This window comes from Bradyrhizobium sp. WCU1 (genome assembly GCF_053474805.1).
Map to the genome: position 1 here is coordinate 7,305,553 of NZ_CM130280.1, position 24,913 is coordinate 7,330,465.

The 24,913-nt window shown below is 63.5% G+C and carries 26 protein-coding genes; 14 read left to right on the forward strand and 12 right to left on the reverse strand.

Going from position 1 to position 24,913, the window contains the following annotated elements; all coding sequences use genetic code 11:
- Window positions 1-23: 23 nt before the first annotated feature.
- Window positions 24-899 (forward strand): DMT family transporter, encoded by an 876-nt coding sequence (locus tag ACTUWL_RS34235; protein WP_035652802.1) that lies wholly within the window; start codon window positions 24-26, stop codon window positions 897-899.
- An 87-nt stretch (window positions 900-986) separates the two neighbouring features.
- Here ACTUWL_RS34235 and ACTUWL_RS34240 read toward each other — a convergent pair whose 3' ends face one another.
- Both ACTUWL_RS34240 and cysK read right to left on the reverse strand, forming a co-directional pair.
- Window positions 987-1,226 carry a BrnA antitoxin family protein gene (locus ACTUWL_RS34240; RefSeq protein WP_021081279.1) on the reverse strand — a complete coding sequence of 80 codons (240 nt, stop codon included), beginning with the start codon at window positions 1,224-1,226 and terminating at the stop codon, window positions 987-989.
- Window positions 1,227-1,244: 18 nt separating this feature from the next.
- On the reverse strand, window positions 1,245-2,219 hold the full coding sequence (gene cysK / locus ACTUWL_RS34245) for a cysteine synthase A (protein WP_021081278.1): 975 nt from the start codon (window positions 2,217-2,219) through the stop codon (window positions 1,245-1,247).
- Window positions 2,220-2,446: 227 nt separating this feature from the next.
- On the opposite strand from cysK, the gene ACTUWL_RS34250 reads away from it, so the two are divergent.
- Complete coding sequence (locus tag ACTUWL_RS34250) at window positions 2,447-2,668, forward strand: inorganic pyrophosphatase (RefSeq protein ID WP_021081277.1); 222 nt, start codon at window positions 2,447-2,449, stop codon at window positions 2,666-2,668.
- 10 nt (window positions 2,669-2,678) lie between these two features.
- Here the strand turns inward: ACTUWL_RS34250 and tgt are convergent, their stop codons facing one another.
- Complete coding sequence (tgt, locus tag ACTUWL_RS34255) at window positions 2,679-3,812, reverse strand: tRNA guanosine(34) transglycosylase Tgt (protein WP_021081276.1); 1,134 nt, start codon at window positions 3,810-3,812, stop codon at window positions 2,679-2,681.
- 267 nt (window positions 3,813-4,079) lie between these two features.
- Here tgt and ACTUWL_RS34260 point away from each other — a divergent pair, with 267 nt between their 5' ends.
- The 4 genes from ACTUWL_RS34260 to ACTUWL_RS34275 all read left to right on the forward strand — a co-directional run bounded on the left by ACTUWL_RS34260 (window position 4,080) and on the right by ACTUWL_RS34275 (window position 8,249).
- A complete protein-coding gene (locus ACTUWL_RS34260; protein WP_106939917.1) occupies window positions 4,080-5,195 on the forward strand; it encodes a patatin-like phospholipase family protein in 1,116 nt (371 codons plus the stop codon).
- Between the two features lie 96 nt (window positions 5,196-5,291).
- Window positions 5,292-6,065, forward strand: a complete 774-nt coding sequence (locus tag ACTUWL_RS34265) for a TetR/AcrR family transcriptional regulator (RefSeq protein ID WP_021081274.1) — start codon at window positions 5,292-5,294, stop codon at window positions 6,063-6,065.
- A 291-nt stretch (window positions 6,066-6,356) separates the two neighbouring features.
- Window positions 6,357-6,974 carry a PepSY domain-containing protein gene (locus tag ACTUWL_RS34270; protein WP_021081273.1) on the forward strand — a complete coding sequence of 206 codons (618 nt, stop codon included), beginning with the start codon at window positions 6,357-6,359 and terminating at the stop codon, window positions 6,972-6,974.
- A 237-nt stretch (window positions 6,975-7,211) separates the two neighbouring features.
- The gene (locus ACTUWL_RS34275) at window positions 7,212-8,249 is read left to right on the forward strand and encodes an aspartate-semialdehyde dehydrogenase (RefSeq protein WP_035652795.1); all 1,038 of its coding nucleotides are present in this window, start codon (window positions 7,212-7,214) and stop codon (window positions 8,247-8,249) included.
- 56 nt (window positions 8,250-8,305) lie between these two features.
- Here ACTUWL_RS34275 and ACTUWL_RS34280 read toward each other — a convergent pair whose 3' ends face one another.
- The 6 genes from ACTUWL_RS34280 to coaD form a co-directional block, all read right to left on the reverse strand.
- Complete coding sequence (locus ACTUWL_RS34280; protein ID WP_021081270.1) at window positions 8,306-8,812, reverse strand: hypothetical protein; 507 nt, start codon at window positions 8,810-8,812, stop codon at window positions 8,306-8,308.
- A 59-nt stretch (window positions 8,813-8,871) separates the two neighbouring features.
- Window positions 8,872-9,951, reverse strand: a complete 1,080-nt coding sequence (gene queA, locus ACTUWL_RS34285) for a tRNA preQ1(34) S-adenosylmethionine ribosyltransferase-isomerase QueA (RefSeq protein WP_021081269.1) — start codon at window positions 9,949-9,951, stop codon at window positions 8,872-8,874.
- 74 nt (window positions 9,952-10,025) lie between these two features.
- The gene (locus ACTUWL_RS34290) at window positions 10,026-10,490 is read right to left on the reverse strand and encodes a peptidylprolyl isomerase (protein ID WP_021081268.1); all 465 of its coding nucleotides are present in this window, start codon (window positions 10,488-10,490) and stop codon (window positions 10,026-10,028) included.
- Complete coding sequence (locus tag ACTUWL_RS34295) at window positions 10,466-10,906, reverse strand: spermidine/putrescine ABC transporter permease (RefSeq protein WP_021081267.1); 441 nt, start codon at window positions 10,904-10,906, stop codon at window positions 10,466-10,468. Before ACTUWL_RS34295 ends, ACTUWL_RS34290 begins: the two co-directional genes overlap by 25 nt.
- A gap of 6 nt (window positions 10,907-10,912) precedes the next feature.
- The gene (locus ACTUWL_RS34300; protein WP_021081266.1) at window positions 10,913-11,476 is read right to left on the reverse strand and encodes a peptidylprolyl isomerase; all 564 of its coding nucleotides are present in this window, start codon (window positions 11,474-11,476) and stop codon (window positions 10,913-10,915) included.
- A 48-nt stretch (window positions 11,477-11,524) separates the two neighbouring features.
- Window positions 11,525-12,022, reverse strand: a complete 498-nt coding sequence (coaD, locus tag ACTUWL_RS34305; RefSeq protein ID WP_021081265.1) for a pantetheine-phosphate adenylyltransferase — start codon at window positions 12,020-12,022, stop codon at window positions 11,525-11,527.
- Between the two features lie 270 nt (window positions 12,023-12,292).
- Between coaD and ACTUWL_RS34310 the strand changes: the two genes are divergently transcribed.
- From ACTUWL_RS34310 to ACTUWL_RS34330, 5 genes are all read left to right on the forward strand, one after another.
- Window positions 12,293-12,550 carry a hypothetical protein gene (locus ACTUWL_RS34310; RefSeq protein WP_021081264.1) on the forward strand — a complete coding sequence of 86 codons (258 nt, stop codon included), beginning with the start codon at window positions 12,293-12,295 and terminating at the stop codon, window positions 12,548-12,550.
- A gap of 206 nt (window positions 12,551-12,756) precedes the next feature.
- On the forward strand, window positions 12,757-14,655 hold the full coding sequence (locus tag ACTUWL_RS34315; protein WP_168470999.1) for a potassium transporter Kup: 1,899 nt from the start codon (window positions 12,757-12,759) through the stop codon (window positions 14,653-14,655).
- Between the two features lie 12 nt (window positions 14,656-14,667).
- A complete protein-coding gene (locus tag ACTUWL_RS34320; RefSeq protein ID WP_021081262.1) occupies window positions 14,668-15,252 on the forward strand; it encodes a hypothetical protein in 585 nt (194 codons plus the stop codon).
- A 58-nt stretch (window positions 15,253-15,310) separates the two neighbouring features.
- Complete coding sequence (locus tag ACTUWL_RS34325) at window positions 15,311-16,273, forward strand: phosphotransferase family protein (RefSeq protein WP_021081261.1); 963 nt, start codon at window positions 15,311-15,313, stop codon at window positions 16,271-16,273.
- Between the two features lie 125 nt (window positions 16,274-16,398).
- Window positions 16,399-17,364, forward strand: a complete 966-nt coding sequence (locus tag ACTUWL_RS34330; protein ID WP_021081260.1) for a DUF4062 domain-containing protein — start codon at window positions 16,399-16,401, stop codon at window positions 17,362-17,364.
- 144 nt (window positions 17,365-17,508) lie between these two features.
- Here the strand turns inward: ACTUWL_RS34330 and gyrA are convergent, their stop codons facing one another.
- From gyrA to ACTUWL_RS34345, 3 genes are all read right to left on the reverse strand, one after another.
- Complete coding sequence (gene gyrA / locus ACTUWL_RS34335; RefSeq protein WP_021081259.1) at window positions 17,509-20,238, reverse strand: DNA gyrase subunit A; 2,730 nt, start codon at window positions 20,236-20,238, stop codon at window positions 17,509-17,511.
- Window positions 20,239-20,451: 213 nt separating this feature from the next.
- Window positions 20,452-20,850, reverse strand: coding sequence for a DUF2306 domain-containing protein (locus ACTUWL_RS34340; RefSeq protein WP_035652867.1), 399 nt, complete (start codon window positions 20,848-20,850; stop codon window positions 20,452-20,454).
- A 253-nt stretch (window positions 20,851-21,103) separates the two neighbouring features.
- Entirely contained in the window at window positions 21,104-21,595 is a 492-nt protein-coding gene (locus ACTUWL_RS34345) for a single-stranded DNA-binding protein (protein WP_021081257.1), read from the reverse strand.
- Window positions 21,596-22,040: 445 nt separating this feature from the next.
- Between ACTUWL_RS34345 and ACTUWL_RS34350 the strand changes: the two genes are divergently transcribed.
- The 3 genes from ACTUWL_RS34350 (at window position 22,041) to ACTUWL_RS34360 (ending at window position 24,694) form a co-directional block, all read left to right on the forward strand.
- Window positions 22,041-22,784 (forward strand): outer membrane protein, encoded by a 744-nt coding sequence (locus tag ACTUWL_RS34350; protein ID WP_021081256.1) that lies wholly within the window; start codon window positions 22,041-22,043, stop codon window positions 22,782-22,784.
- A gap of 248 nt (window positions 22,785-23,032) precedes the next feature.
- Window positions 23,033-23,794, forward strand: coding sequence for an outer membrane protein (locus ACTUWL_RS34355; RefSeq protein WP_021081255.1), 762 nt, complete (start codon window positions 23,033-23,035; stop codon window positions 23,792-23,794).
- A gap of 240 nt (window positions 23,795-24,034) precedes the next feature.
- Entirely contained in the window at window positions 24,035-24,694 is a 660-nt protein-coding gene (locus ACTUWL_RS34360; protein WP_035652865.1) for an outer membrane protein, read from the forward strand.
- The last annotated feature ends 219 nt before the right edge of the window (window positions 24,695-24,913 follow it).

Sequence of the window (24,913 nt, forward strand, 5' to 3'; positions counted from 1 at the left end):
TCCCTCCTCATCCTGCTCCGATCATGGATCGCACGCCCTCGAAGACTCGCGCAGCACTTTGGATGTCCGGCTGGCTCGCGCTGATGCTGATCGTGGCGGTGGCGGGCCGCGAGGCAACGCGCGAAGTCAACGTCTTCCAGCTGATGGCCGTGCGCGGCGTACTCGGCTTCGTGATGCTGTATCCGCTGATCCACATCAATGGCGGCTTCGCGATCGTGAAGACCGCGCGCGTCCACATCCACATCGCGCGCAACCTGATCCATTTCTGCGCGCAACTCGGCTGGTTCTATGCGCTGACCTTGATCCCGATCGGCCAGGTGGTCGCGATCGAATTCACGATGCCGATCTGGACCGCGATCCTCGCGGCGAGCTTCCTCGGCGAACGGATGACATCCTGGAAGATCGTCGCCATCGTGCTCGGCCTGGTCGGTGTGATCGTGATCGTGCGGCCGGCGACCGGAGCGATCAATCCGGGCCAACTGATCGCACTCGGCGCGGCCGTCGGTTTCGGCATCTCGGTCGTCGTAGTCAAATCGCTGACGCGCACCGAGCAGACGCTGACGATCATGTTCTGGATGCTGGTGGTGCAGTCGCTCGCCAGCATCGGGCCCGCGCTCTATGTCTGGACCTGGCCGCCGCTTTCGACCTGGGGCTGGCTCGCCGTGATCGCATTCTGCGGCACGTTCTCGCATTATTGCATGGCGCGCGCTCTGCTCCACGCCGACGCGACCGTGGTGATCCCGATGGATTTCGTCCGGGTGCCGCTCACCGCGATCGCCGGGTGGCTGATTTATGCCGAGCGGCTCGACGCCTATACGGTCCTCGGCGCGGCCATGATCCTGGCCGGCAACCTGTTGAACCTGAAACCGGGCGCAACAAAGCGGACGCGCGCAAGCTGACCGCTGCGTATCGCGATCTGCAACGCCACCACCCGATGACGGCAAAAGCCCGGGGATCATCCCGGGCTACCTTGCTTGCGAAGCGAGTTACTTCCCGGCGGCCTTGCGCAGCGCCGCGTTGATGCGGTCCTGCCAGCCGGGACCGCCTTCCTGGAAATACGCCAGCACGTCCTGATCGATCCGCAGCGTGACCTGCTCCCGGACGCCGGGGACGGCCACGGTCTTTGGCACCGCGTCAGCGACCTTGGTGGTGGCGCGTTTGAACGCCGCCTCGGCTTCGCTACGGGCATCGTTCAGGGTTCGCGGTCGCCTCGGCTGATCGGCCATATCCTGGATTCCTGTGTCTCAGATTCCTTCAAACAGCGCGGTCGAGAGATAGCGCTCCGAGAATGACGGCACAATCGCCAGGATGGTCTTGCCCGCAGCTTCCGGCCGCTTGCCGATCTGCAAGGCGGCTGCGATCGCGGCGCCCGACGAAATACCGCCGGGGATACCTTCGTTGCGCGCCAGCGCGCGCGCGGTCTCGATCGCGGTCGCGCTGTTGATCTTGACGATCTCGTCGATCACGGAGCGGTCGAGGATGTCAGGGACGAAGCCGGCCCCGATGCCCTGGATCTTGTGCGGCGTGTGCTGGCCGCCCGACAGCACCGGGCTTTCCTCCGGCTCGACCGCGACGACCCGCAACGACGGCTTGCGCGGCTTCAGCACCTGCCCGACGCCGGTGATGGTGCCGCCGGTGCCGACACCGGCGACGAAGTAATCGATGTTGCCGCCGGTGTCGTTCCAGATCTCCTCCGCGGTGGTGCGGCGATGGATTTCGGGATTGGCGAGATTCTTGAACTGCTGCGGCATCACCGCGTTGGGCGTCGTGCGCACCAGTTCTTCCGCGGTCGCGATCGAGCCCTTCATGCCCTGCGCCGCCGGGGTCAGCACGATCTCCGCACCGAGGAAGGCGAGCATCCGCCGCCGCTCGATCGACATCGACTCCGGCATCACGAGCTTCAGCCGATAGCCGCGTGATGCCGCGACATAGGCCAGCGCAATACCGGTGTTGCCCGAGGTCGGCTCGATCAGCACGGTGTCGGCATTGATGATACCGGCCTTCTCCATCGCCACGATCATCGCCGCCCCGATGCGATCCTTCACGCTGGCCGCCGGGTTGAAGTATTCCAGCTTGGCGAGGATCGTCGCATTGACACCGTTCGCCTGCGGCAGTCTCCGCAGCCGCACGATCGGCGTCGAGCCGATCGCATCGACGATGGAGTCAAAGACGCGGCCGCGTCCGGGTTGCACTGCACTCGTTGTCGACGGCGCGTCCATCAGGCGGCTCCTGTTGCGGGATATGCTGGAATATGCGGTCTTCTCTCATTTGGAGCAGCGCATCATGACGCGCAAGTGAGAAACCGCCGCAACGCATATTCGTTGCATCGCAAAATCAGAACCTGCGCAAATAACGTAAAACCTACGTATTTGTGTTGCGACAAGGTCAAACAAATGGGCTTATATACTTTCGTCAGGTGCAGCTCAGAACGCAAAGGGAGGCGCACATGCCAGCACTTGCTGAAGTTCGGTCGACCGTCGCGTCCAGACCCGATCCGCGCGGCAGCGATTTGCCGACCTGCCCGGTGTGTGCTGACTCAATGGTCGCGGCAGAAGCTTCCGCGTACCTGTTCGACAATCTGATCAGCTATCTCTGGACCTGCGATAATTGCGGTTACGGGTTCGTGACCAAGCACTCGGTGAAACCGATCCCGATCGTGTGCAACTGATCACACAAGCTCATCTCGGAGCAATGTCCCCGCGCGCCCAACCGGCGCGCGTTTTCGTTCTGAAGTCCTCGAACGTGCCGTTGGCCACCGCATCGCGGATGCCCTGCATCAGCTCCTGGTAATAGGCGACGTTGATTTCGGACAGCAGCATTGCCCCAAGGGTTTCGCCAGCGCGCACCAGATGGTGCAGATAGGCGCGCGAATAGTCGCGTGCCGCAGGCCACGGGCTCTCCTCATCGAGCGGACGCGGATCGTCGATGTGACGGGCGTTGCGCAAATTGATCTGCCCGAACCGGGTGAACGCCATGCCGTGGCGCCCGTTCCGTGTCGGCATCACACAGTCGAACATATCGACGCCGCGCGCCACCGCCTCCAGAATGTCCTCCGGGGTGCCGACGCCCATCAGATAGCGCGGCCGATCGGCCGGCAGCGCCGGCGCGGTCTCCTCGATCATCGACAGCATCACCGCCTGCGGTTCGCCGACCGCGAGGCCTCCGATCGCGTAGCCGTGAAAGCCGATGTCGGTCAGCCCGCGCGCACTGGCGTGACGGAGATCGGGGATATCGCCGCCCTGCACGATGCCGAACAGCATGTAGCCGTCGGGTGCGCTCTCGAAGGCCCGCTTGGAGCGTTCGGCCCAGCGCAGCGACAGCTGCATCGCGCGCTCGATGTCGGCGCGCTCGGCGGGCAGCCGCACGCACTCATCCATCTGCATCGCGATGTCGGAGCCGAGCAGCCGCTGCACCTCGATCGAGCGCTCCGGCGACAGCTCGACCTTGGCGCCATCGATATGCGAGCGGAAGGTCACCGCCTTCTCGGTGACCTTGCGCAGCTCCGACAGCGACATCACCTGGAAGCCGCCGGAATCCGTCAGCATCGGCCCGCCCCAGCCGGTAAAGCGCTGCAGGCCGCCCAGCCCTGCGATCCGCTCGGCGCCCGGCCGCAGCATCAAATGATAGGTATTGCCGAGCACGATGTCGGCGCCGGCATCGCGCACCTCGCGCCAATGCATGCCCTTCATCGCGCCGGCGGTGCCGACCGGCATGAATGCAGGTGTCCGGACCAGGCCATGTGGTGTGGTCAGGCGCCCGGTGCGGGCCGCACCGTCGGTTGCCAGCAGCTCGAAATGATTGGGAAGATTCATGCGGCTGCTTATTGCGTGTCACTGAAGCCCGATCAACCCGTCCGATAACGGCTTCCGCGCGACTTCGTGAACGCGAACGGCCGGATCAGAGCTTGCCCCGGAATGGAACGTCGGTTAAACAAAACGAAACCGTATCGTTTTATGTCAACAATAAGGCGACAGACCTCCCCGCCGCGACTGCAATCCGCGCGAAACCAGACCGAGATGTTCTCCCTCTTCAGCGCCCGGCCTGACCGCGTCCGCCATCGGGCGAAAGTCGCCCATGCGATGCGGCAAGTGGCGCTGCTGTGCGGGCTCGGCTTCACGCTGGCGGCGTGCAGTTCGCTGCCGCGGACGCCCTACACGGCTGCCGACGCCGTTAATTCGCGGGTGCTCGATCTCGACGGGCTGCGCCGCTATGCCGACGAGCCGGTGTCCAGGTTCAAGCTCGAGAAGGACAACCTCGCCCGGATCAAGACCTATCTCGCCCTCTCCGGCGGCGGCGCCGACGGCGCCTATGGCGTGGGTGTGCTCAACGGCTGGACTGCAGCCGGCAACCGTCCGAGCTTCTCGGTCGTCTCCGGTGTCAGCACCGGCGGACTGATTGCGCCGTTTGCCTTCCTCGGCTCGCGCTACGACGACACGCTGAAGGAGGTCTACACGTCAGGCATCGCCGAAAGCCTGCTGGACGACCCGAGCCTGATGCGGGTGCTGTTCGGCTCCGGCCTGTTCGGCAACAAGCGGCTGCGCGAGCTGGTGGCGCGTTATGTCGGCGAGGACATCCTGAGCGAGGTGGCGCGCGAGAATGCCAAGGGCCGAAAGCTCCTGATCGTCACCACCGACCTCGACACCCAGCGCACCGTGATCTGGGACATGGGACGGATCGCAGCCGTCGGCACGCCCGAAGCGCTGCAGCTGTTTCGCGACGTGATGGCCGCCTCAGCCAGCATCCCGCTGGTGTTTCCGCCGATCATGATCGATGCCGAGGGCCAAGGCCGGCGCTTCCAGGAGATGCATGTCGACGGCGGCGTCACCGCGCCCGTGCTGACGCTGCCGGACGCGCTGATGTTCCGCGAACGGGCCTGGCCCGCCAACGGCCGGATGAACATCTACATCCTCGTCAACAAGAAGCTCGAAGGCAATTTCCAGCTGGTGTTGAACTCGACGATCGACGTCGCCTCGCGCAGCATTTCTGCGATCACCCAGGCGCAAACCCGCTCCGTCATTCTCTCGACCTATGATTTTGCCCGGCGCAACCGCCTCGGCTTCCATCTGTCCTATATCGAGCGCGACTATCCTGCGTCGGAAAACCAGGGCTTCGACACCGCCTATATGCGTGCGCTCTACCAGTACGGCTACGACAAGGCCGCCGCGGGACGCGCCTGGACCGCGACGCCGCCCTGACCCGCCTGCCCCTGGTACCGCCGAATGGACGAATCCGTACCGCGCGGGTTATAGACCGGACGGACCCGTCCGACGCACAACGAGATGAATGGGCACATGGGATTGACGGCGACCAAGGCCAAGGCGGCCAACAAGGCGGCCAAGCGCGGCGTGATCAAGTCACGCGGCGGCCGGCCGACCCGGGACGCCGCGATCGAGCGCGACCAGCGGCTGATCGAGGTCGCCACCCGCCTGTTCCTCGAACGCGGCTTCGAGGCGACGTCGATCGACGCGGTGGCCGAGGCTGCCCGCGTCAGCAAACCCACCGTCTACGGCCAATATGGCGATAAGCGCGGCCTGTTCACCGCAGTGCTCCGGCGCGAGATTGCCCGCTGGCTCGCCCCGCTCGCTGCCGCCGCGGCGGAAATGCAGGGCGACGGCAGCTGCGATGGTTCGGCCGAGGAGCGGCTGATCGACCTCGGGCGCCAGCTGTTGGTGCTGAATTGCAGCGCCGATTCCATCGCCTTCAGCCGGATCCTGACCGCGCAAGCGATCAATTTCCCTGAGGTCGCCAAGCTGGCCGTCGACGAGGGCTGGTCGAAGGCCGTCTCCACCACCGCCGATTTCTTTGATCATCTGGCCGACAAGGGCGTGCTCGATCTCGAGGACACCACGATCGCGGCCGAGACCTTCCTCAACATGGTGGTCGGCCACACCCACCGGATGGCGACATTCGGGATACCGATCGACATGAAGGCGGCCGAGACGCGGATGGAGGTCTCGATCCGGCTGTTCCTGGCCGGCGCCGTCGGGCCGCGGGACCGGCTCCGCAACGGGGCCAAGGAAGGGACGAAGGAAGGGACGAAGGCACGCCGCAGGCCCGCGCGCTGAACGGTATTTTGGATCATTTTATCGTCTTACACGTTGCCGTGATGAACCTTGAATAAACAGAACGAAACCGTATTGTTTAGTTGCAATGAGACGCGGGACCTAGTTCAGCCCCCCAACGGTTTTGTGTCGCCTTGTAAACTTCGATCGTCACGACGGAGCAGCCGCCATCGCTTCGTCTGAACGTTCGGCGGCCGACCTCTGACTAACGGGGGTCGGCCGCATTTTCGCGGCACCAATGGCCGCACGACAGCGCGGGCAACGCGCGAGCTCAGTTTCGATGCAGGTTCGACGATGAGGACAGGACGATTGCGCGGATTGCGGCACTGGGGATTCGGAACGTGGTTGCTCGCGGCTGCGCTGCTGACCGCGACGCTCGCGTCGCCGGCCCAGGCGATCACGAGTTCGGCTGCCGCGGCGCTCACGCCGCAGGACGATGACAGCGCGCTCGACGTGCATGCGGTGCGCCGCGAGCTCGACAGCTTCCAGGCCGCGCAGATCTCGCTGCGCAAGGCGATGGCGATCGCCGAGGCGCTGCACGCCGGTGCGATCACTGCCGACATCAGCTTCGACGGCGCCTCGTTTCCCGCAGTCTACCGGGTCAAGACCATGCAGCAGGACCGGATCTGGCGGCACGCCATCGATGCAGCGACCGGCGAAGTGGTGGGGGGCGAGGCCGCCTCGCCGCTGACCTCCCTCGACGCCGAAGACCGCGGCAACCTGATGGTGCTCAGGGCGCTCCGCCATCGCCTCGCCGATGCGGTGCGGGTTGCCGAACACACCACCTCGGGCAAGGCGATCAGCGGCGGCCTGACGCGCGAGCGCGGCAAGCTCAATTTCGTCATCGTGGTGGTCGCCGGCAGCGACCTGAAAGAGGTGATCCTGGAGCCGCCGGGCGCACGCAGGCGCTGAGGCCGGCGCCGATGTTGCCGAATTTTCGCCCAAAGGCCGTTGACGTCAGCCGATCTGTCCCGCATAAGTCGGCACCATGATCACCGCGACCAAACGCACCACCAAAACCACTGAGCTCTCCGGGGCCTCGGGAGGCGTGCGCGCGTAGTCGGTCAACCGCACCATCTCTAGCCGAAGCCCCGCCTGATGAAGGTCCGGGGCTTTTTTATTGTCTGCAGCACATCCAACACATCTCGAATGGAGGACAAAGTGAGTAACGATCCCGTCGTCGCGATTGTCGGCGTCACCGGCGCAGTCGGCGCCGAATTCATTGCCACCATGGACAAGCGCGGCTTCCGCGTCGGCAAGCTGAAGGCGCTGGCGAGCGCCCGTTCGGCCGGCAAGACCATCAGCTTCCGCGGCCAGCCGGTGGTGATCGAGGAACTCACCGAGCGCGCCTTCGACGGCGTCGACATCGCGCTGTTCTCAGCCGGCAGCGGCATCTCGAAGAAGTTCGCGCCTCTTGCAGTGAAGTCCGGCGCCGTGGTGGTCGACAATTCCTCGGCGTTCCGGATGGACCCGAACGTGCCGCTGGTGATCCCCGAGATCAACGCGCGGAGCATCCGCGATCACAAGGGCATCATCGCCAACCCGAACTGCGCCGCCATCACCGCGCTGGTGCCGCTGTGGCCGATCCACCAGAAGAACCGCATCAAGCGGGTGATCATCTCGACCTACCAGGCCGCGAGCGGCGCGGGAGCTGCCGCGATGGACGAGCTCGTCGAATCCACCCGCGCCAATCTCAACGGACAAGTCTACACCCCGAAGGTGATGCCGCATCCCTACGCCTTCAATTTGTTCAACCACAACACGGCGGTCGATCCGGAGACCGGCTACAACGACGAAGAGACCAAGGTCATCAAGGAGACCCACAAGATCTTCGAGGACGAGAAGATCGCGGTCGGCGTCACCTGCGTGCGGGTGCCGGTGCTGCGCGCGCATTGCGAGGCGATCACCTTCGAATGCGAGAAGCCGATCACCGAGGACCAGGTCCGCGCGATCATGGCGCAGGCACCGGGGGTGAAGATCGTCGACGATCGCGCCAAGAACTACTTCCCGATGCCGATCGACGCCTCCGGCCAGGACGACGTGCTGGTCGGCCGCATCCGCAAGGACCTCAGCGATCCCTCGGGGCACTCGATCTCGATGTTCGTCGCCGCCGATCAACTGCTCAAGGGCGCCGCGCTGAACGCGGTGCAGATTGCGGAGCTATTGCCCGAACGCGCGATGGCGTGAGGAGCGAGTTGGATTCGTAGGGTGGGTTAAGCTTCGCAGCTAACCCACCCACGCTTCTAGAGGCCGCTATTCTGGTCTCCGAGTCCGTAAAGTCTGATTGCTTCCGTGCTTGTGCAAACAGGTAATGGAATCTGGGGGAGCCAAGTAGCGTTCCCGCGACGCCATTGGATAAAGAAATCAACGCGGCCCGGCTCCGCGACCTCTAACGCCACGTTGTTCTCGAACGCGGGACAAATTGTCAGCTCTCGGCTTTCGTTCGGCTTCAGCATGAACTGCGGTGGCCTGCCCGCCTGCGCATTCAAAAGAGCACGAGTGCTTTGTCCATCGGAGAGAAAATATACTTTGCAAGGTCGAAAGAACCACCCTCGCTTGACTTTGTTGCCCATGATCGCAACGTCATAAGGCGTCGTGTTCGTAATTCTGATGCAGATTTTTATACGACCGTCCTCCGCCTTTGTTGTAAGCGACACTACAGGACGCCCCTTATAATAGCGGTCAATAAAGACGAACCCAGCGCTGATGAGGCCGACGACGCCGCCTATTTCCCCGATTGTGAGAGCCATGGTTTTCCCCTCATACACCCCTGCTGCGGGTATATCAGGCTTAGCACCACCTGTCGCTGTTACCGCTCATTCGCCCGAAACAGCAGGCACGCATCGCCGTACGAATAGAACCGGTAGCCGTTCTTGATCGCGTGGGCGTAGGCGCCCTGCATGGTCTCGAGGCCGGAGAAGGCCGAGACCAGCATGAACAGCGTCGAGCGCGGGAGATGGAAATTGGTCAGCAGGATATCGACCGCGCGAAAGCGGTAACCCGGCGTGATGAAGATCGAGGTTTCCGCCGCGAACGGCTGGACCTCGCCGTCCGGTGTCGTCGCGCTTTCCAGCAGCCGCAGCGACGTGGTGCCGATCGCGACGATCCGGCCGCCCTTGGCGCGCGCTGCATTCAAGGCAGAGGCGGTCTCGGCGGTGATGCAGCCCCATTCGGCATGCATCTTGTGCTCTGAGGTTTCGTCGACCTTCACCGGCAGGAACGTCCCTGCCCCGACATGGAGCGTCAGCCGGTGCAGCGTGACGCCGCGATTGCGCAGCGCGGCTTCCAGCGCCGGCGTGAAGTGCAGCCCTGCCGTCGGCGCGGCGACCGCACCTTCATTGGCTGCGAACATGGTCTGGTAGTCGCTGACGTCCTGGTCGTCCGGTGTACGCTTGGAGGCGATATAGGGCGGCAGCGGCGTGGCGCCGACATCGGCGATGGCCTGGTCGAGCACTGGGCCATGGAACGAGAATGACAGCGTCACCTCGCCCTCCTGCCCCTTGGCCTCGACCTCGGCATCGAGATTGCCGAGCAGGCAGACCTTGCCCTCGTTGCCGAAGCGGATGGTATCGCCCGGGGCGAGCTTCTTCGCCGGTTTCACCAGCGCCTGCCAGCGCGAGCCGTCGAGCCGCTTGATCAAGGTCGCCTCGATCTTCGGCTCGGTCTCGCGCCCGATGCGGCGGCCCTTGAGCTGGGCTGAGATCACCTTGGTGTCGTTGACGACGATCTGGTCGCCCGGCTCCAGCCAGTGCGGCAGGTCCGCAATGGAGGCGTCGCGCAGCACGCCGTCCGGATGCACCACCAGCATCCGCGCGGAATCGCGGGGGCTCGCGGGCCGGAGCGCGATGCTCTCGGGCGGCAGTTCGAAATCGAAGAGATCGGTGCGCATGGCGCGATTGTTACTTCAACGTTGCCGTCACGGGATCGCGCGCGGCGTGATCCCGTGACGACGGAGTGTTCAACTCAAGCCGCGTCGGCGGCCATGCGCGCCTTGACGATCTTGTCCGGGTTCTGCACCGGCTCGCCGCGCTTGATCTTGTCGACATTCTCCATGCCCTCGGTGACCTTGCCCCAGACCGTGTACTGGCCGTTGAGGAAGGAGGCGTCGTCGAAGCAGATGAAGAACTGGCTGTCGCCGGAATCCGGGTTGGCGGCGCGGGCCATCGAGGCGGTGCCGCGGACATGCGGCTCCTTGTTGAACTCGGCCTTCAGCTTCTTGCCGGAGCCGCCCATGCCGGTGCCCTGCGGACAGCCGGTCTGCGCCATGAAGCCGTCGATCACGCGGTGGAACACGATGCCGTCGTAGAAGCCCTCGCGCACCAGCTCCTTGATCCGCGCGACGTGGCCGGGCGCGAGATCCGGGCGCATCTCGATCGTGACCGGGCCCTGGGTGGTTTCGAGGATCAGAGTATTTTCGGTAGCAGCCATGCTCGCTTCTCCTGGCTTCGGGGTGGATATTTCTTATTCCTGAATGGGATCGCGAATGGGCGGCCAGCCACCGCGCCGCCGAGGCTCTCGGTAAATGGCATCGGCGTGCAGCGTTGCAACGCCTCCATCACGGCGACCCGGTATGCAATCCGGTCGTTGTCGGTCGCTTCCTCCGATTCATAGCTGATCCTGGGATGGCCGAGGATCGCGCCTTCACGGTTGAAGCTGACAATGACGGTAATGTCGACCGGGCCGGCCTTGTCCGGCGGCGGCGGCCGCCAGCAGCGGTGGATGGCAAGAACAACGTCCCTGATCGTATTGAGTTGCTCCGGCTCGGCTGCCGCCGGTCCGGACAGCGCGAGCCACGCCACGAGCGGCGCGGCGAACCAGGCAAGTGGCTTGCTGCGCGCCGCCATCGCCGATCACTTGATGTCGGATGCGACCTGCACCTTCACCATCTTGTCGGGATCGGTGACGGCGCCGCCGGGCGAGCCCGCGGATGCCTTCTTCAGCTTGTCGACCACATCCATGCCCGACACCACCTCGCCGACCACGGTGTATTGCCCGTTCAGGCTCGAGCCGTCGGCGAACATGATGAAGAACTGCGAATTGGCGCTGTCGACGCTGTCGCCGCGCCGGGCCATGCCGACGACGCCGCGCTTGAACGGCACCTGCGAGAACTCCTGCTTCAGATTCGGATATTTCGAGCCGCCGGTGCCGTTGAAATTCTGGCCGTCGCCGGTCTGCGCCATGAAGCCATCCATCACGCGATGGAACGGCACGTTGTTGTAGAAGCCCTCGCGCGCCAGCTGCTTGATGCGCTCGGCATGCTGGGGCGCGATGTCGGTGCGGAGCTTGATGACGATGCGGCCCTTGGTGCTGTCGATCACGATCGCATTGGCCTTGTCGAGATTGGCGGGCAGCGGCTGCGCGACCGCGGGCACGACGCAGAGCAACGCGGCAACGAATGCAAGAATGCGGATCATGGAAACTCCGGATCTCTGTAACGTTCGGGGTGTGGCAGGCCGCCGGGATCAGCCGGCGAACTTGGCCTTCAGGCTAGCGGCGACTGATGACGGCACGAATGCAGAGAAGTCGCCGCCCATCTGGGCGATTTGGCGCACCAGTGTGGCGGTGATCGGGCGGACGCCGACCGACGCCGGAACGAACACGGTATGCACGTCGGGCGCCATGGCCTCGTTCATGCCGGCCAGCTGCATCTCGTAGTCGAGATCGGTGCCGTCGCGCAGGCCGCGAATCATGATGGTGGCACCAAGCTTGCGCGCTGCCGTCACCGTCAGGTTGTCGTAGGTGGTGCAGTCGAAGGCGCAGCCCGCTGCCTGGGCGATCGGGCTGCATACCTCGCGGAGCATGCCGAGCCGCTCCTCGGTCGAGAACAGCGGCTTTTTGCCGGCGTGGATGGCGACGGCGACGACCAGGCGGTCGCATAGGCCGACGGCCTGCCGGACCACATCCAGATGGCCGTTGGTGACGGGATCGAAGGAGCCGGGGTAGAGCGCGATACGGGACATGGTCCCTCCTAACCCGCCCGGCTCTCCCCGGCAAGCCGCCCCGGGTTCCCCCCGTCGAGCGAAAATAAATCCCTGCTCGCCCAGTGAACGAGTCCTGGGATGCCAGCGTCTATGTGGGTGAATGTTTCGTCGGCCGTTGGCGGACGAAACAAAACCGGCCTGCGATGAAACCATTTTCGACCCTGGCGAAGACACCAGGAAACGTGCGGCCGGTAGACATTGGACAACGAAACGACGGGCCCCGGGGGGCTCGTTCATATGGGGACCGTCATGATCAAGGCACTTTCCGCTATCGCTGTTGCCGCGTTCATTGCCGCCGCGCTCACCGTTCTGCCGGGCTTCGCGCCGCAGGTCGAAGCCTCTACCCCGCAGCCGCTGGCCAAGAGCGACCGTCTCGACATCCACCCGGTGGGCAAGGGCTGCTCGCAGCAGGCCTGGCCGAATTTCGAGGCCTCCTGCCTGCGCAGCGCCGGCAGCAAGACGATGGTCCGCGAAGCCCGCCTCGTCACCGCCGACCGTACGCCGTAGAAGAAATTTCCAGGCGAGACGGCTGCTGGTTCGCGCGGAGATCGCGCGCACCAGCAAGTCGTCCAGCCCCGCGTAAAGGTCAGGCTGTCACGCAAATCCCAATGGTAATTTGCGACGTCCCGTCGCAGACTATCGTCTAACGCGCCCGACCGGATGATCCGGCGGGCGCTAGCCATCGGGGGATTGCCGTGACCAGTACGCCCGCCATCGCTTCTTCTGGCCATCCTCCATCAAGCCCGATCCCGGTTGCCGTCACGTTGGGTGCCTTGGGTGTCGTCTATGGCGATATCGGCACCAGCCCCCTCTACGCACTGAAGGAAGCCGCCAAGGCCGCCGCCCATGGCGGGCCCCTCACCCACAGCGCGGTGCTCGGCGTGGTCTCGCTGATCCTGTGGGCGCTGATCCTCATCATTTCAGTCAAATACGCCATGCTGATCCTGCGCGCGGACAACCGCGGCGAAGGCGGCATCGTCGCGCTGCTGGCGCTGCTTTCGGCGCGCAACGCGGCGCCCGGCACCTGGCGCTCCCATCTTCTGGTGGTCGGCCTGATCGGCGCCGCCCTGCTCTATGGCGACGGCGCGATCACGCCGGCAATTTCAGTGCTGTCGGCGATCGAAGGCCTGAAGGTCGACGCGCCCTCACTGACGCCAGCGGTGGTGCCGCTCACCGTGGTGATCCTGATCGGCCTGTTCTTCATGCAGAAGCAGGGCACGGGCTTCATCGGCAAGATCTTCGGGCCGGTGATGCTGTTCTGGTTCGCCGTGCTCGCGGCGCTCGGCATTCATGGCATCGTCAAGGCGCCCGGCGTGCTGGTCGCGCTGAGCCCGTTCTATGCGTTCGATTTCCTGATCCACCAGGATTTTCACGTCAGCTTCGCCATCCTCGGCGCCGCTTTCCTCGCCGTCACCGGCGGCGAGGCGATGTATGCCGACATGGGGCATTTCGGCCGCTTCCCGATCCGGCTCGCCTGGTTCGCGGTCTGCCTGCCCGCACTGGTGCTGAATTATTTCGGCCAGGCCGGCGAACTGATCAACGACCCGAACTCGATCGACAACCCGTTCTTCCAACTTGCCCCGAACTGGGCGCATTACCCGCTCGTGCTGCTCGCGACCCTCGCCACCGTGATCGCCTCGCAGGCCATCATCTCCGGCGTGTTCTCGCTGACCCAGCAGTCGATCCAGCTCGGCTTCCTGCCGCGGATGCACATCCAGCACACCACGAGCGATGCGATCGGACAGATCTACGTGCCGCTGGTGAACTGGCTGCTTGCGGCGGGAACGCTCGGCGCGGTGCTGGCCTTCGGCACCTCGGACGCACTCGCCGGCGCCTACGGCATCGCGGTGTCGCTGCTGATGGCCATCACCACGCTGCTCGCGGCGCTGGTCGCGATCCAGTGGGGCTATTCGCCGATCCTCGTGATCGCGGTGAACGGCTTCTTCTTCATCATCGACGCGATCTTCTTTGCGGCAAACACCGAGAAACTGTTCGAAGGCGGCTGGTTCCCGCTGCTGCTCGCCGCGGCGGTGGCGTTCCTGATGATGACCTGGCGCGGCGGCGTGAAGCTGGTCGAGAAGGCTCGCGCCAAGCTGCGTCAGCCGGAAGAGGATCTGATCGAGACCGCGGTCAACAAATGCAGCGCCCGCCTGCCCGGTACCGCCGTGTTCCTGGCCTCGGCTCCCCGGGGGGTGCCGCTGGCGCTGACTCAATTCGTCAAGCACAACCACGTGCTGCACGAGCGCGTGCTGCTGGTCACCGTGCAGATCGAGGAACTGCCGCGCATCTCCGACGAGGACCGCGCCGAGGTCATGGAGATCAGCCCGGGCATCACCCGCATCATCCTGCACTATGGCTTCATGCAGTATCCGACCATCTATGAAGGGTTGAAGCTCACCTGCCGGCAGGGCAAGCTCCCCGGCATCGACCTCTCCGACGTGACCTATTACATCGGCCGTGAGACCATCATCCCGCGCGAGGACGTTCCGGGCATGTGGGTGTGGCGGGAATCGCTGTTCGCCTTCCTGCAACGCAATGCCGAGCGGTCGGCGGCCTTCTTCGGCGTGCCGACCGGCCAGGTCGTGGAGTTCGGCACGGAGATCGAGATTTAGGAGTGGACGTGCATGAGCAGCTCATTTGGGCCGGCGGCGCAAGCGGCTGGACCAACGCCCCACCAAGGCGGAAATGGTTCCGGCGAAAGCCGAGCGTTCGTCACGTCCGGACACATCAGGGCGTTGCTTGGAATATGCCTCACATGGGGATGCTTTTACATTTTCTGGATCGGACTGAACGACGCGACATTGGATGGAGAACCGTTCGCCTTTCCAGTCACGGGATATGACAATCTTCAGTTCTTCGTCGCCGCACCGCTGGCGCAATCCGTGCTCTATGTGCTAGCGCGCAAAACGTCTTGGCTGCTGAATCTCTATCTTGCGATTTCCGTCGTTTTCTTGGTTTATGCTGGGCTGCACTTGGTCGACGGCTATCGGCTCACGTACTGGCACCAGGGTGACTTGCTGTGCCGGCAAGGATGCGACGACGTCTGGGTTTTCGGTTGGTTGGTTCTGGCGCAAGGCATCATCTTGATGTTCTCGCCATCTGTGTTCAGGGATTTCTCGGGTTTCTGGCAACTGGCAACAAGACTGGGTCTTGCCGCGATGCTGCTATGGTTGGCCTCCACGTCATTCGCCCTGATGTTGTCTATGTAACGTCGCTTCAAGGGCTGATGTGTCGCGCTCGATCAGACCATCGGTGGGATGTGCGGGCATGTCCAACGATCCGCCGCTTCAGCTCAAACCGAGGCTGACAATCTCGATCGAGCAGGCTCAAGCCATCGTCGACCGCGTACCGCTGCATTCCCGCGTGCACGATGTCATCGAACTGCGCGGCGGCGAGATCAGCACGATCCTCGAGATCGTTCTGGCGGACGCGCCCAACTGCATCCTGAAGGTCTACCCGACGCAGCTGCAATGGAAGATGGCGAAGGAGGTCCACGTCCTCGGGCTGCTGCGCGACGTCGCTATTCCCGTTCCCCACATTCTCCTCGCCGACGATACGCATTCGACGATCGACCTCAGCTTCGTGCTGATGAGCAAGCTCGACGGCGTCATGCTCGGCCAGCGCGAGCCGGAGCTGGGCGATCAGGAGCTGTTTGCGATCTACGCCGAGATGGGCGCGGCGCTGCGCAGGATCAACGACGTCACCCTCGATAGCTTCGGCTATATCGGCCCGAACGGCGTCTGGACCCCTCACCCAAGCAACCGCGCCTACATGTCCGCCCAGTTTGAGCGGAAGCTGACAGAATTTTGCACCCGCGGTGGCGACCCGGCGCTGGCCACACGGCTGCGGGCCAGCATTATCGCACGCAACCATTTGCTCGACGCAGCCCAGACGCCGCGCCTGTGCCACTACGATTTCCATGCCGGAAATGTGCTGGTGAACGCCGAAGGAAGCCCGGAGCTTTCCGGCATCGTCGATTTCGAGAACTGCACGGCCGGCGATCCGCTGATGGATATCGCCAAGGCGCTGTACTACTTCACGCCAAACGACGCGCCGAAGCGCGACGGCCTGCTCGCCGGCCACGGCACACGCGACCGGCTGGATTGGGAAGCCACGATCGCGCTCTACCGGCTCGCCTGCACGCTGGAGCTCTGGTGCTGGTTCGCGCAAATCGGAAAGACGGACGTGCTCCCCAGGCTCACCATGGAGCTTGAGAGTTCCACCAATTAGGCGTGTAATTATGCGGGATAAGGCCAAAGTAGAGCTTGCCGGTCACCGCCGACTGCCACCAGAAGCCAACGTCAACACGGCGCGACCTCCCTACCACCCAAGGTTAGATGTACGCGGAGACCTCAATGGCGTCGGAGCCGATATACAAAGTATTCGTGAGCTCTACATTTGCGGACCTCAGGGAGGAACGAGCCGAGGTCCAGAAGGCTCTGCTGAAATTGAATTGCTTGCCGGTAGGAATGGAGCTCTTTCCCGCGGCCGATGATGATACTTGGGAGTTCATCAAGCAGCAGATAGATGACTCAGACTACTACGTTGTGCTGGTTGGCGGCCGATACGGCAGCCTTGCTGCGGACGGAGTTAGCTTCACAGAAAAAGAGTTCAACTATGCGCGTGAACGAGAAATTCCATCGATCGGCTTCATTCACGGCGATCGAGGCGCCATTCCGTTCAGTAAGACCGAAGACAATCAAGAAATGCGCGAGAAGCTCGACGCCTTCATTTCGAAGATCCGGAAGCGACCGGTGCGCACGTTCACAAGCCCTCATCAGCTGGCCGCAGAGGTAACAACCAGCTTTGTAGATCTTAAGCGAACAAAACCGAGAACGGGATTTGTTAGGAGAGATGAGGTGGTCGAATACAAGAAGTATGCGGAACTGCTCGAAAAGGTAGCGTACTTGGAAAAGCAGGTGCTTGACTCAAAGGCAGCAGAGGAGAGGCCGTTTATTGGATACGATGTGACGGTTAAATTTGGGAACCGGATTGAGGTGAGTTGGGGTACGATATTCCTTGCAGTCGCAACGACAATAATGAACTTCTCCGAGGAGAATTTTTTGGTTGCCAACTTCTACAAAGCTCTAAGTCGGTATCAACCCAATACGAAAGAATTCGAAGGCAACAGCCTGGAAGAACGTAGCTTACGTGAGATCGGGGAGACCCTGTTCGCCGCGAATCTCATAGACCGTATAGACGAGGAGCAAATTGACAGTTCTTTGGCGCGGCGCAGCAAAGTGCGGTTCTGGAAGCTTACAGACTACGGGCGACGACAATTCGCCATTCTCCGAAACCCTTTAACCAAAGTCTCTTCGTAGCCACTTGATCGTTACTCGCGATATCACAGTATGCACTTGCGCAAAATTCCCTGCGATTCACCGATCGTTGTTAGAAGAGGTCAACGACGGCGCTGAAGCGCCGTCGAGTTCTCTGTGGCGAAAAACCACATTCGGAGGCGCCTGCTAACCGCCGTTGCCGTTCTCGCTGTTCTCTTCTTCCGGAATGTGCTCGACCGAGACCACGTGCTCGTCCTCGGCGGTGTCGAACACGATCACGCCCTGGGTCGAGCGGCCGGCCACGCGGATGTCGGCCACCGGACAGCGGATCAATTGCCCCTTGTCGGTGACCAGCATGATCTGGTCGGCGTCCTCGACCGGGAACGACGCCACCAGATTGCCGTTGCGATTGTTGACGCTCATCGCGACGATGCCTTTACCGCCGCGGCCGGTGGTGCGGTACTCGTAGGACGAGGTCCGCTTGCCGTAGCCGTTGACGGAAACCGTCAGCACCACCTGCTCGGCCGCCGACAGCTCGGCATAGCGCTCCTGCGACAGCTGGATCGCATCGTTCGCCGTCTCCTCGCCCTCGGTCTCGACCGGCTCTTCGGTCGTGGCCTCGCCGGCCACCGCGCGGCGCATCTTCAAATAGGCGGAACGTTCATCCGAGGTGGTCTCGACATGGCGCAGGATCGCCAGCGAGATCAGCCTGTCGGCCTCGGCGAGCGCAATGCCGCGCACGCCCATCGAGGTGCGGCCGGTGAAGACGCGCACATCGGGGACCGGGAAGCGGATGCACTGCCCGCCGGCGGCGGTCAGCAGCACGTCGTCACGCTCGGTGCAGATCTGCACGTCGACGATCGCCTCGCCCTCACCGAGCTTCATCGCGATGATGCCGGAGCGGCGGACGTCGACGAAGTCGGACAGCTTGTTGCGGCGAACGGTGCCGCTGGTCGTCGCGAACATCACGTCGAGATTGCCCCAGGAGGATTCATCCTCCGGCAGCGGCATGATGGTCGTGATGCGCTCGCCCTGCTCCAGCGGCAGGATGTTGATCAGCGCCTTGCCGCGCGCGTTGGGCGCCGCCATCGGCAGCCGCCAGACCTTCTCCTTGTAGACCTGGCCGCGCGAGGAGAAGAACAGCACCGGTGTGTGGGTGGAGGCCACGAACAGCCGCGCGACGAAATCCTCGTCGCGGGTCTGCATGCCGGCGCGGCCCTTGCCGCCGCGGCGCTGCGCCCGGTAGGTCGAGAGCGGTACGCGCTTGACATAGCCCGCATGCGAGACGGTGACGACCATGTCCTCGCGCTGGATCAGGTCCTCGTCCTCGACCTCGCCTTCCTGCTCGATGATCACGGTCTTGCGCGGCGTCGCGAACTGCTGCTTCACCTCGGCGAGTTCGGTCTTGACGATGCCCTGCACGCGCGCACGCGAGCGCAGGATGTCGAGATAGTCGGCGATCTCGGCCGCGAGCTTGTCGAGCTCATCGGAAATCTCGTCCCGCCCGAGCGCGGTCAGGCGTTGCAGCCGCAGATCGAGGATCGCCCTCGCCTGCTCCATCGACAGCCGGAGCGTGCCGTCGTCATTGATCCGGTGCCGTGGATCGTCGATCAGCGTGATCATCGCCTCGACGTCCCGCGCCGGCCAGTCGCGCGACATCAGCGTGTCGCGCGCCGTGTTCGGATCGGGAGAGGTCCGGATCACCCGGATCATCTCGTCGATATTGGCAACCGCGATGGCGAGGCCGACCAGGATATGGGCGCGGTCGCGCGCCTTGCCGAGCAGGAACTTGGTCCGCCGCGTCACCACCTGTTCGCGGAACGCGACGAAGATGGTGAGCAGATCCTTCAACGTCATCGTCTGCGGACGACCGGAATCCAGCGCCAGCATGTTGGCGGGGAAGTTGGTCTGCAGCGGCGTGAAGCGATAGAGCTGGTTCAGCACGACGTCAGGCACCGCCTCGCGCTTCAGCTCGATCACGACGCGATAGCCGTCGCGGTCGGACTCGTCGCGGAGATCGCCGATGCCCTCGATCTTCTTCTCCTTCACGAGGTCGGCGATGCGCTCGACCATCGTGGCCTTGTTCACCTGGTAGGGAATCTCGGTGATGATGATCGCTTCGCGGTCCTTGCGGATGGTGTCGATCGTCACCTTGCCGCGCATCACGATCGAGCCGCGGCCGAGATGATAGGCGGAGCGGATGCCCTGGCGGCCGAGGATGATGCCGCCGGTCGGGAAATCCGGCCCGGGGATGATGTCGATCAGCTCGTCGATCGAGAGCGCCGGGTTGTCGATCAGCGCCACGCAGGCGTCGACCACCTCGCCGAGATTGTGCGGCGGGATGTTGGTCGCCATGCCGACGGCGATGCCGCCGGCGCCGTTGACCAGGAGGTTCGGGAACCGGGCCGGCAGGACCGACGGCTCCTGCTCGGAATTGTCGTAGTTCGGCTGGAAATCGACGGTTTCCATGTCGATGTCGGCGAGCACGGCGAGCGCCGCCTTGGTCAGCCGCGCTTCGGTATATCGGTAGGCCGCCGGCGGATCGCCGTCGATCGAGCCGAAATTGCCCTGGCCGTCGATCAGCGGCACGCGCAGCGAGAAGTCCTGCGCCATGCGGACCATCGCGTCGTAGATCGACTGGTCGCCATGCGGATGGTACTTACCGATCACGTCACCGACGACACGGGCGGATTTGACGTATTTCTTGTCCGGCGTGTGCCCCTGCTCATGCATCGAATACAGGATGCGCCGGTGCACCGGCTTGAGCCCGTCGCGCGCATCGGGCAGCGCACGCGACACGATCACGCTCATCGCGTAATCGAGGTACGATTTCTTCATCTCGTCGAGAATGGAAACGGGACGAATATCTGAGGGCGCCGGCGGCTCGCCGGGCTTGTCATCTTCGTTATCGGACAAAGGGGAAATCCGGTCAGTTTTACTGGGGAATCATATAGCCCATCGGGGGCCTGATAACCACCCCGACGCGGCTCCGGCTAGCCGTTTTTCCCTTCGTTTTTTCATGGACTTACCAGCCACATTGTAGATTTGCCGCGGGCCGGCTTTGCGCCGCGATCGCAGGCCGGGTGGGAGCCGATGGAGCTGGCCCCACGACGCCCCTCAACCGCGCAATCAGTTGCCGAAAATCACGGCGTGCATGATCCGCCCGGGCATCAAGGTGAACAGCCCGGCGATGAGCAGCGCGCCGAAGAAGATGCCGATCATCGTGAACTTGTGGCTGCGGACATTGTGGCTGCGCGCAGCCGTCACGCCGACCACCAGCATGACCAGCGAGAAGACCGACAGCAGATGGATTGGGCTCCACGGCCCGAGCAGCCGGATCTGATGGATCCAGAACGAGCTGCCTGCGACCACCAGCATCAGGATCACCCAGATCCAGCCCAGCGTCCGGTGCGGCAGCGTGCCCTTCGGCGCGGCGAGCTGGATCGAGCCGAGCACGAAGGCGGCCATCGCAGCGAAGGCATGGAGCGGGATCGCAGGCGCGGCGTCGAGCAGTGGCGCGAGGCTCATGGTGACGGCCTTTGCATTGAACTCGCGGCCAGTCATCGTCCGCCGCCAGCCAATGTAAATATCATTCACATCGACCTGTGTCAAAGTCGCGGGAACTTGCGCCAGCCAGCCCCAAAAACCTAATACTAGGCTTGCAGCTCGGACGTTATCCTCATAATCCACATGAGGATAATTGCACCACGCATCTCACCGCCGCCCCGCGAAATGAATCTTCACGGAGCGGTTCGTATGAGCCCGGGAATGCGACGTTCGATCAGAACGGGATGTCGTCGTCCATGTCGCTGTTGCGGCTGCCGCCGCCGGCGGCCACTGCGCGGCGCGGCGCCGAGCTGACCGGACCGGACGAGCCGAAATCGCTGCCACCGTCGTCCGAGAAGCTGCCGCCACCGCCGCCCCGCCCGTCGAGCATGGTCAGGTTGGAGTTGAAGCCCTGCAGCACGACCTCGGTCGAGTACTTCTCGACGCCGGACTGGTCGGTCCATTTGCGGGTCTGCAACTGGCCCTCGATGTACACCTTGGCGCCCTTCTTCAGATACTGCTCGGCGACCTTGCAGAGGCCCTCGTTGAAGATCACGACGCGGTGCCACTCGGTCTTTTCCTTGCGCTCGCCGGTGCCCTTGTCGCGCCAGGTCTCCGAGGTGGCGATGGACAGATTGGCGATCGGACGGCCGTCCTGGGTCCGCCGGATTTCCGGATCCTTGCCGAGGTTTCCGACCAGGATCACCTTGTTCACGCTTCCTGCCATCGCATCATCTCCACTTAAAAACCGGGCGTCCGGACATCGGCCGCCACTCTCAACCTTCGCCACTTACATCGCAGGCGTCGTGGATGACCCTATACGCCGGCGCCGGCTCGCCGCCTTTGCCCGCGCGCGGTTATCCACGACTATCGAGGATATAGCACTGCAGCCGACAATGTTCCAGTTTTGTTCGCCACAACCAGCCGTAGAGGCGACCAGGGCGATAGAACGGCCGGACGATTTCGATCGCGGCGGCCCGCCGGCTCATCCACGCTAGAAAAAATTCAGTAAATCAATGACTTGCACTAGCCACACTTCTTCCGCAAGTGTGGCTTTTGGGAGACGGCGTTTCCGGTTGAATCAGCGTATAGATGTCCACCATCAGATGGGCGCTCGCGTCTGAGATCGGCTTTGGGACCCTTTTGGAAGCCGATCGGCTGGGAGTTTTGAAATGAAGAAGTTTTTGCTCGGTACGGTTGCCCTGATTGCGTTCGCAGCGCCCGCTGCGGCGGCCGACCTCGCGGCACGCCCCTACACCAAGGCGCCGCCGATAATTGCTGCGATCTATGACTGGAGTGGCTTCTACATCGGCGCCAACGGCGGCTGGGGCTCGAGCCACAATTGCTGGAGCCAGGTCCCGGGTGGACTGCTCCTCGGATCGGATGGTTGCCATGACGCGACCGGCGGCGTTGCCGGTGGCCAGATCGGCTATCGCTGGCAGTCCGGCGCCTGGGTGTTCGGCCTCGAAGCGCAGGGCGACTGGGCTGACCTGAAGGGCAGCAACAACAGCGCGATCTTCCCGGGCCTCTTCACCAACCAGACCAAGATCGACGCGTTCGGCCTGTTCACCGGCCAGGTCGGCTACGCCGTCAACAACGTGCTGCTGTACGCCAAGGGTGGTGCGGCGCTGACCGACAATCGTTACAGGACCTTCTTCACGCCGACCGGCGTGCTCGCCGGCAGCGCCAGCGACACCCGCTGGGGCGGCACCATCGGCGCCGGCATCGAAGTCGGCTTCGCGCCGAACTGGACCGCTGGTGTCGAATACGACCACCTGTTCATGCAGGACAAGACCTACAACCTCACCACCCCGACCGGCGCGCTGTTCAGCAGCATCCGCGACCGCCAGGACGTCGACCTCGTCACCGTCCGCGTGAACTACAAGTGGGGTGGCCCGGTGGTCGCGCGCTACTGATCGCGCGATCCGGTTCGATCGAGACCAAAGGCCGGCTTCGCGCCGGCCTTTTTGTTTGGCGGGTCGGCCGGCTCGCGCGAGCGGCCAGTCGCACACAACCACGAATCAAACGTGGTTAAATCTTAATAAATCGTGCAATATCCAATAAAATCAAAATGTTATCAGTGTGGCCGGAGCGCTACGCTGGCTTGCAACCTGTGCTGGTAGCCTTGTCCCGTCATTGATCGATTCGAAACGGGATGGATTCCATGAAGCAGCTTTGCGTTGCCGCGGCCGGCCTTGCCGCGCTGAGCGTTTCGTCCGTATCGGCGGCTGACCTCGCCGCGCACGCCCCCGCACCGGCGCCGGTCGTCGCGCCTGCGACCAGCTGGAGCGGCTTCTATCTCGGCGCCCAGGGCGGCGGCGGCTGGGGCACCAGCAACGAGACTTACCTTGGCGCACCGAACGATGCGGCGTTCATCGGCACGCAGAGCTACAACACCAGCGGCGGCTTTGTCGGCGGCGTGGTCGGTTACAATTTTCAGACCGGCCCCGTCGTGTTCGGGATCGAGGGCGACTACCACTGGGCCGCCGTCACCGGCCGCTCCGACGTGATCAATGTCGGACCGCCCAGTGTGCTCGACACCTACTACACCGAGCTGCGCAGCTTCGGCGACATCAAGGGCCGGCTCGGCTACGCCGACGGCGCCACGTTGTGGTTCGTGAGCGGCGGCGCCGCGGTCGGCGACATCCTGCACCGCTACAATGCCGGGCTCGCGCCGCCCTCGGCCTCGGCCAGCGACACGCGCTGGGGCTGGACCGCCGGCGCCGGCGTCGAATACATGTTCGCTGCCAATTGGTCGGCCAAGCTCGAATACAACTACATCGATCTCGGCAAGGTCGCGCCGATCCAGTACACGCCGGCACTGAACGATCGCTCGGAGTGGAAGGACAGTTTCCACACCGTCAAGCTCGGCATCAATTACCACTTCAACGCACCGAGCAGTCCGGTGGTGTCAGCGAAGTACTGAGCGACCTGCGGCCGCGCGCCGCAGCCGTGCAGCGAACGACAGGAGCCGGCCTTGCGCCGGGCTCTTTCGTTGCGGGCAAGCGCACGGCTCGCGTGGGCCGTTTTCCGTGCATTGTGGTTTCACGGATACACAACTTCCAAGATTTCTAGGTAGAAACACATGAACGTCACGCGACACCGCGTTGGCGTTTCCCTTCAATGTTTGAAGGGACAACAAGAAAATGGGACTGGGACTTTGAAAATCAGGAATGTTCTGCTGGCCTCGGCCGGCATGTTTGCCCTCAGCGCAATTGCACCGGCGATGGCCGCCGACATGGCGGCTCGCGCGCCCTACGTGAAGGCTCCGCCGCCGGTCGCGTTCACCAACTGGACCGGCTTCTACATCGGCGGCTTCGGTGGCTACGCCAGCGAGAATTCGGGCAACCCGAAGATGGAAGGCGGCTTCGGCGGCGGCACCATCGGCTACAACTGGCAGGCCGGCAACATCGTGTACGGCCTCGAGGCCGACGGCGCATGGGCTGACGTCAACGCCTCCGCCACTGCGCTCGGCATCACGGCGACGAGCAAGATCGACGCGCTCGGCACCGCGCGCGGCCGCATCGGCTTCGCGGTCGACAAGGTGCTGTTCTACGGCACCGGCGGCTACGCCTGGGTCGACAACAAGCTCTCCCTCAGCGCGGGCGGCGTCAGCGTCTCGCAGAGCAACTTCCACTCGGGCTGGACCGTCGGTGCCGGCATCGAGGCGTTCATCGCGCCGCAGTGGTCGATCAAGGGCGAATACCTGTATCGCAGCCTGGGCGGTGAGACCTACTTCGGCGTGCGGTCGGCCGACATCAACCTGCACACCGTCCAGTTCGGCGTGAACTATCACTTCGGCGGCCCGATCGTCGCGAAGTACTAAAGCCTGATGAGATTAAGTTGAGCTGGAACGGCATCGAAAGTTCACCTCTCCCTTGGGAGAGGTGATTTGCGGAGCAAATCGGGTGAGGGGTTGCGGTCTATCGAGAGAGCAAGAGCCCTCACCCGGATTGCTGCGCAATCCGACCTCTCCCCACCAGGGAGAGGTGAAGCAAGACCGCGCCAAGCCGATTCAACCAAAACTCATCTCGCTTTAAGCGAA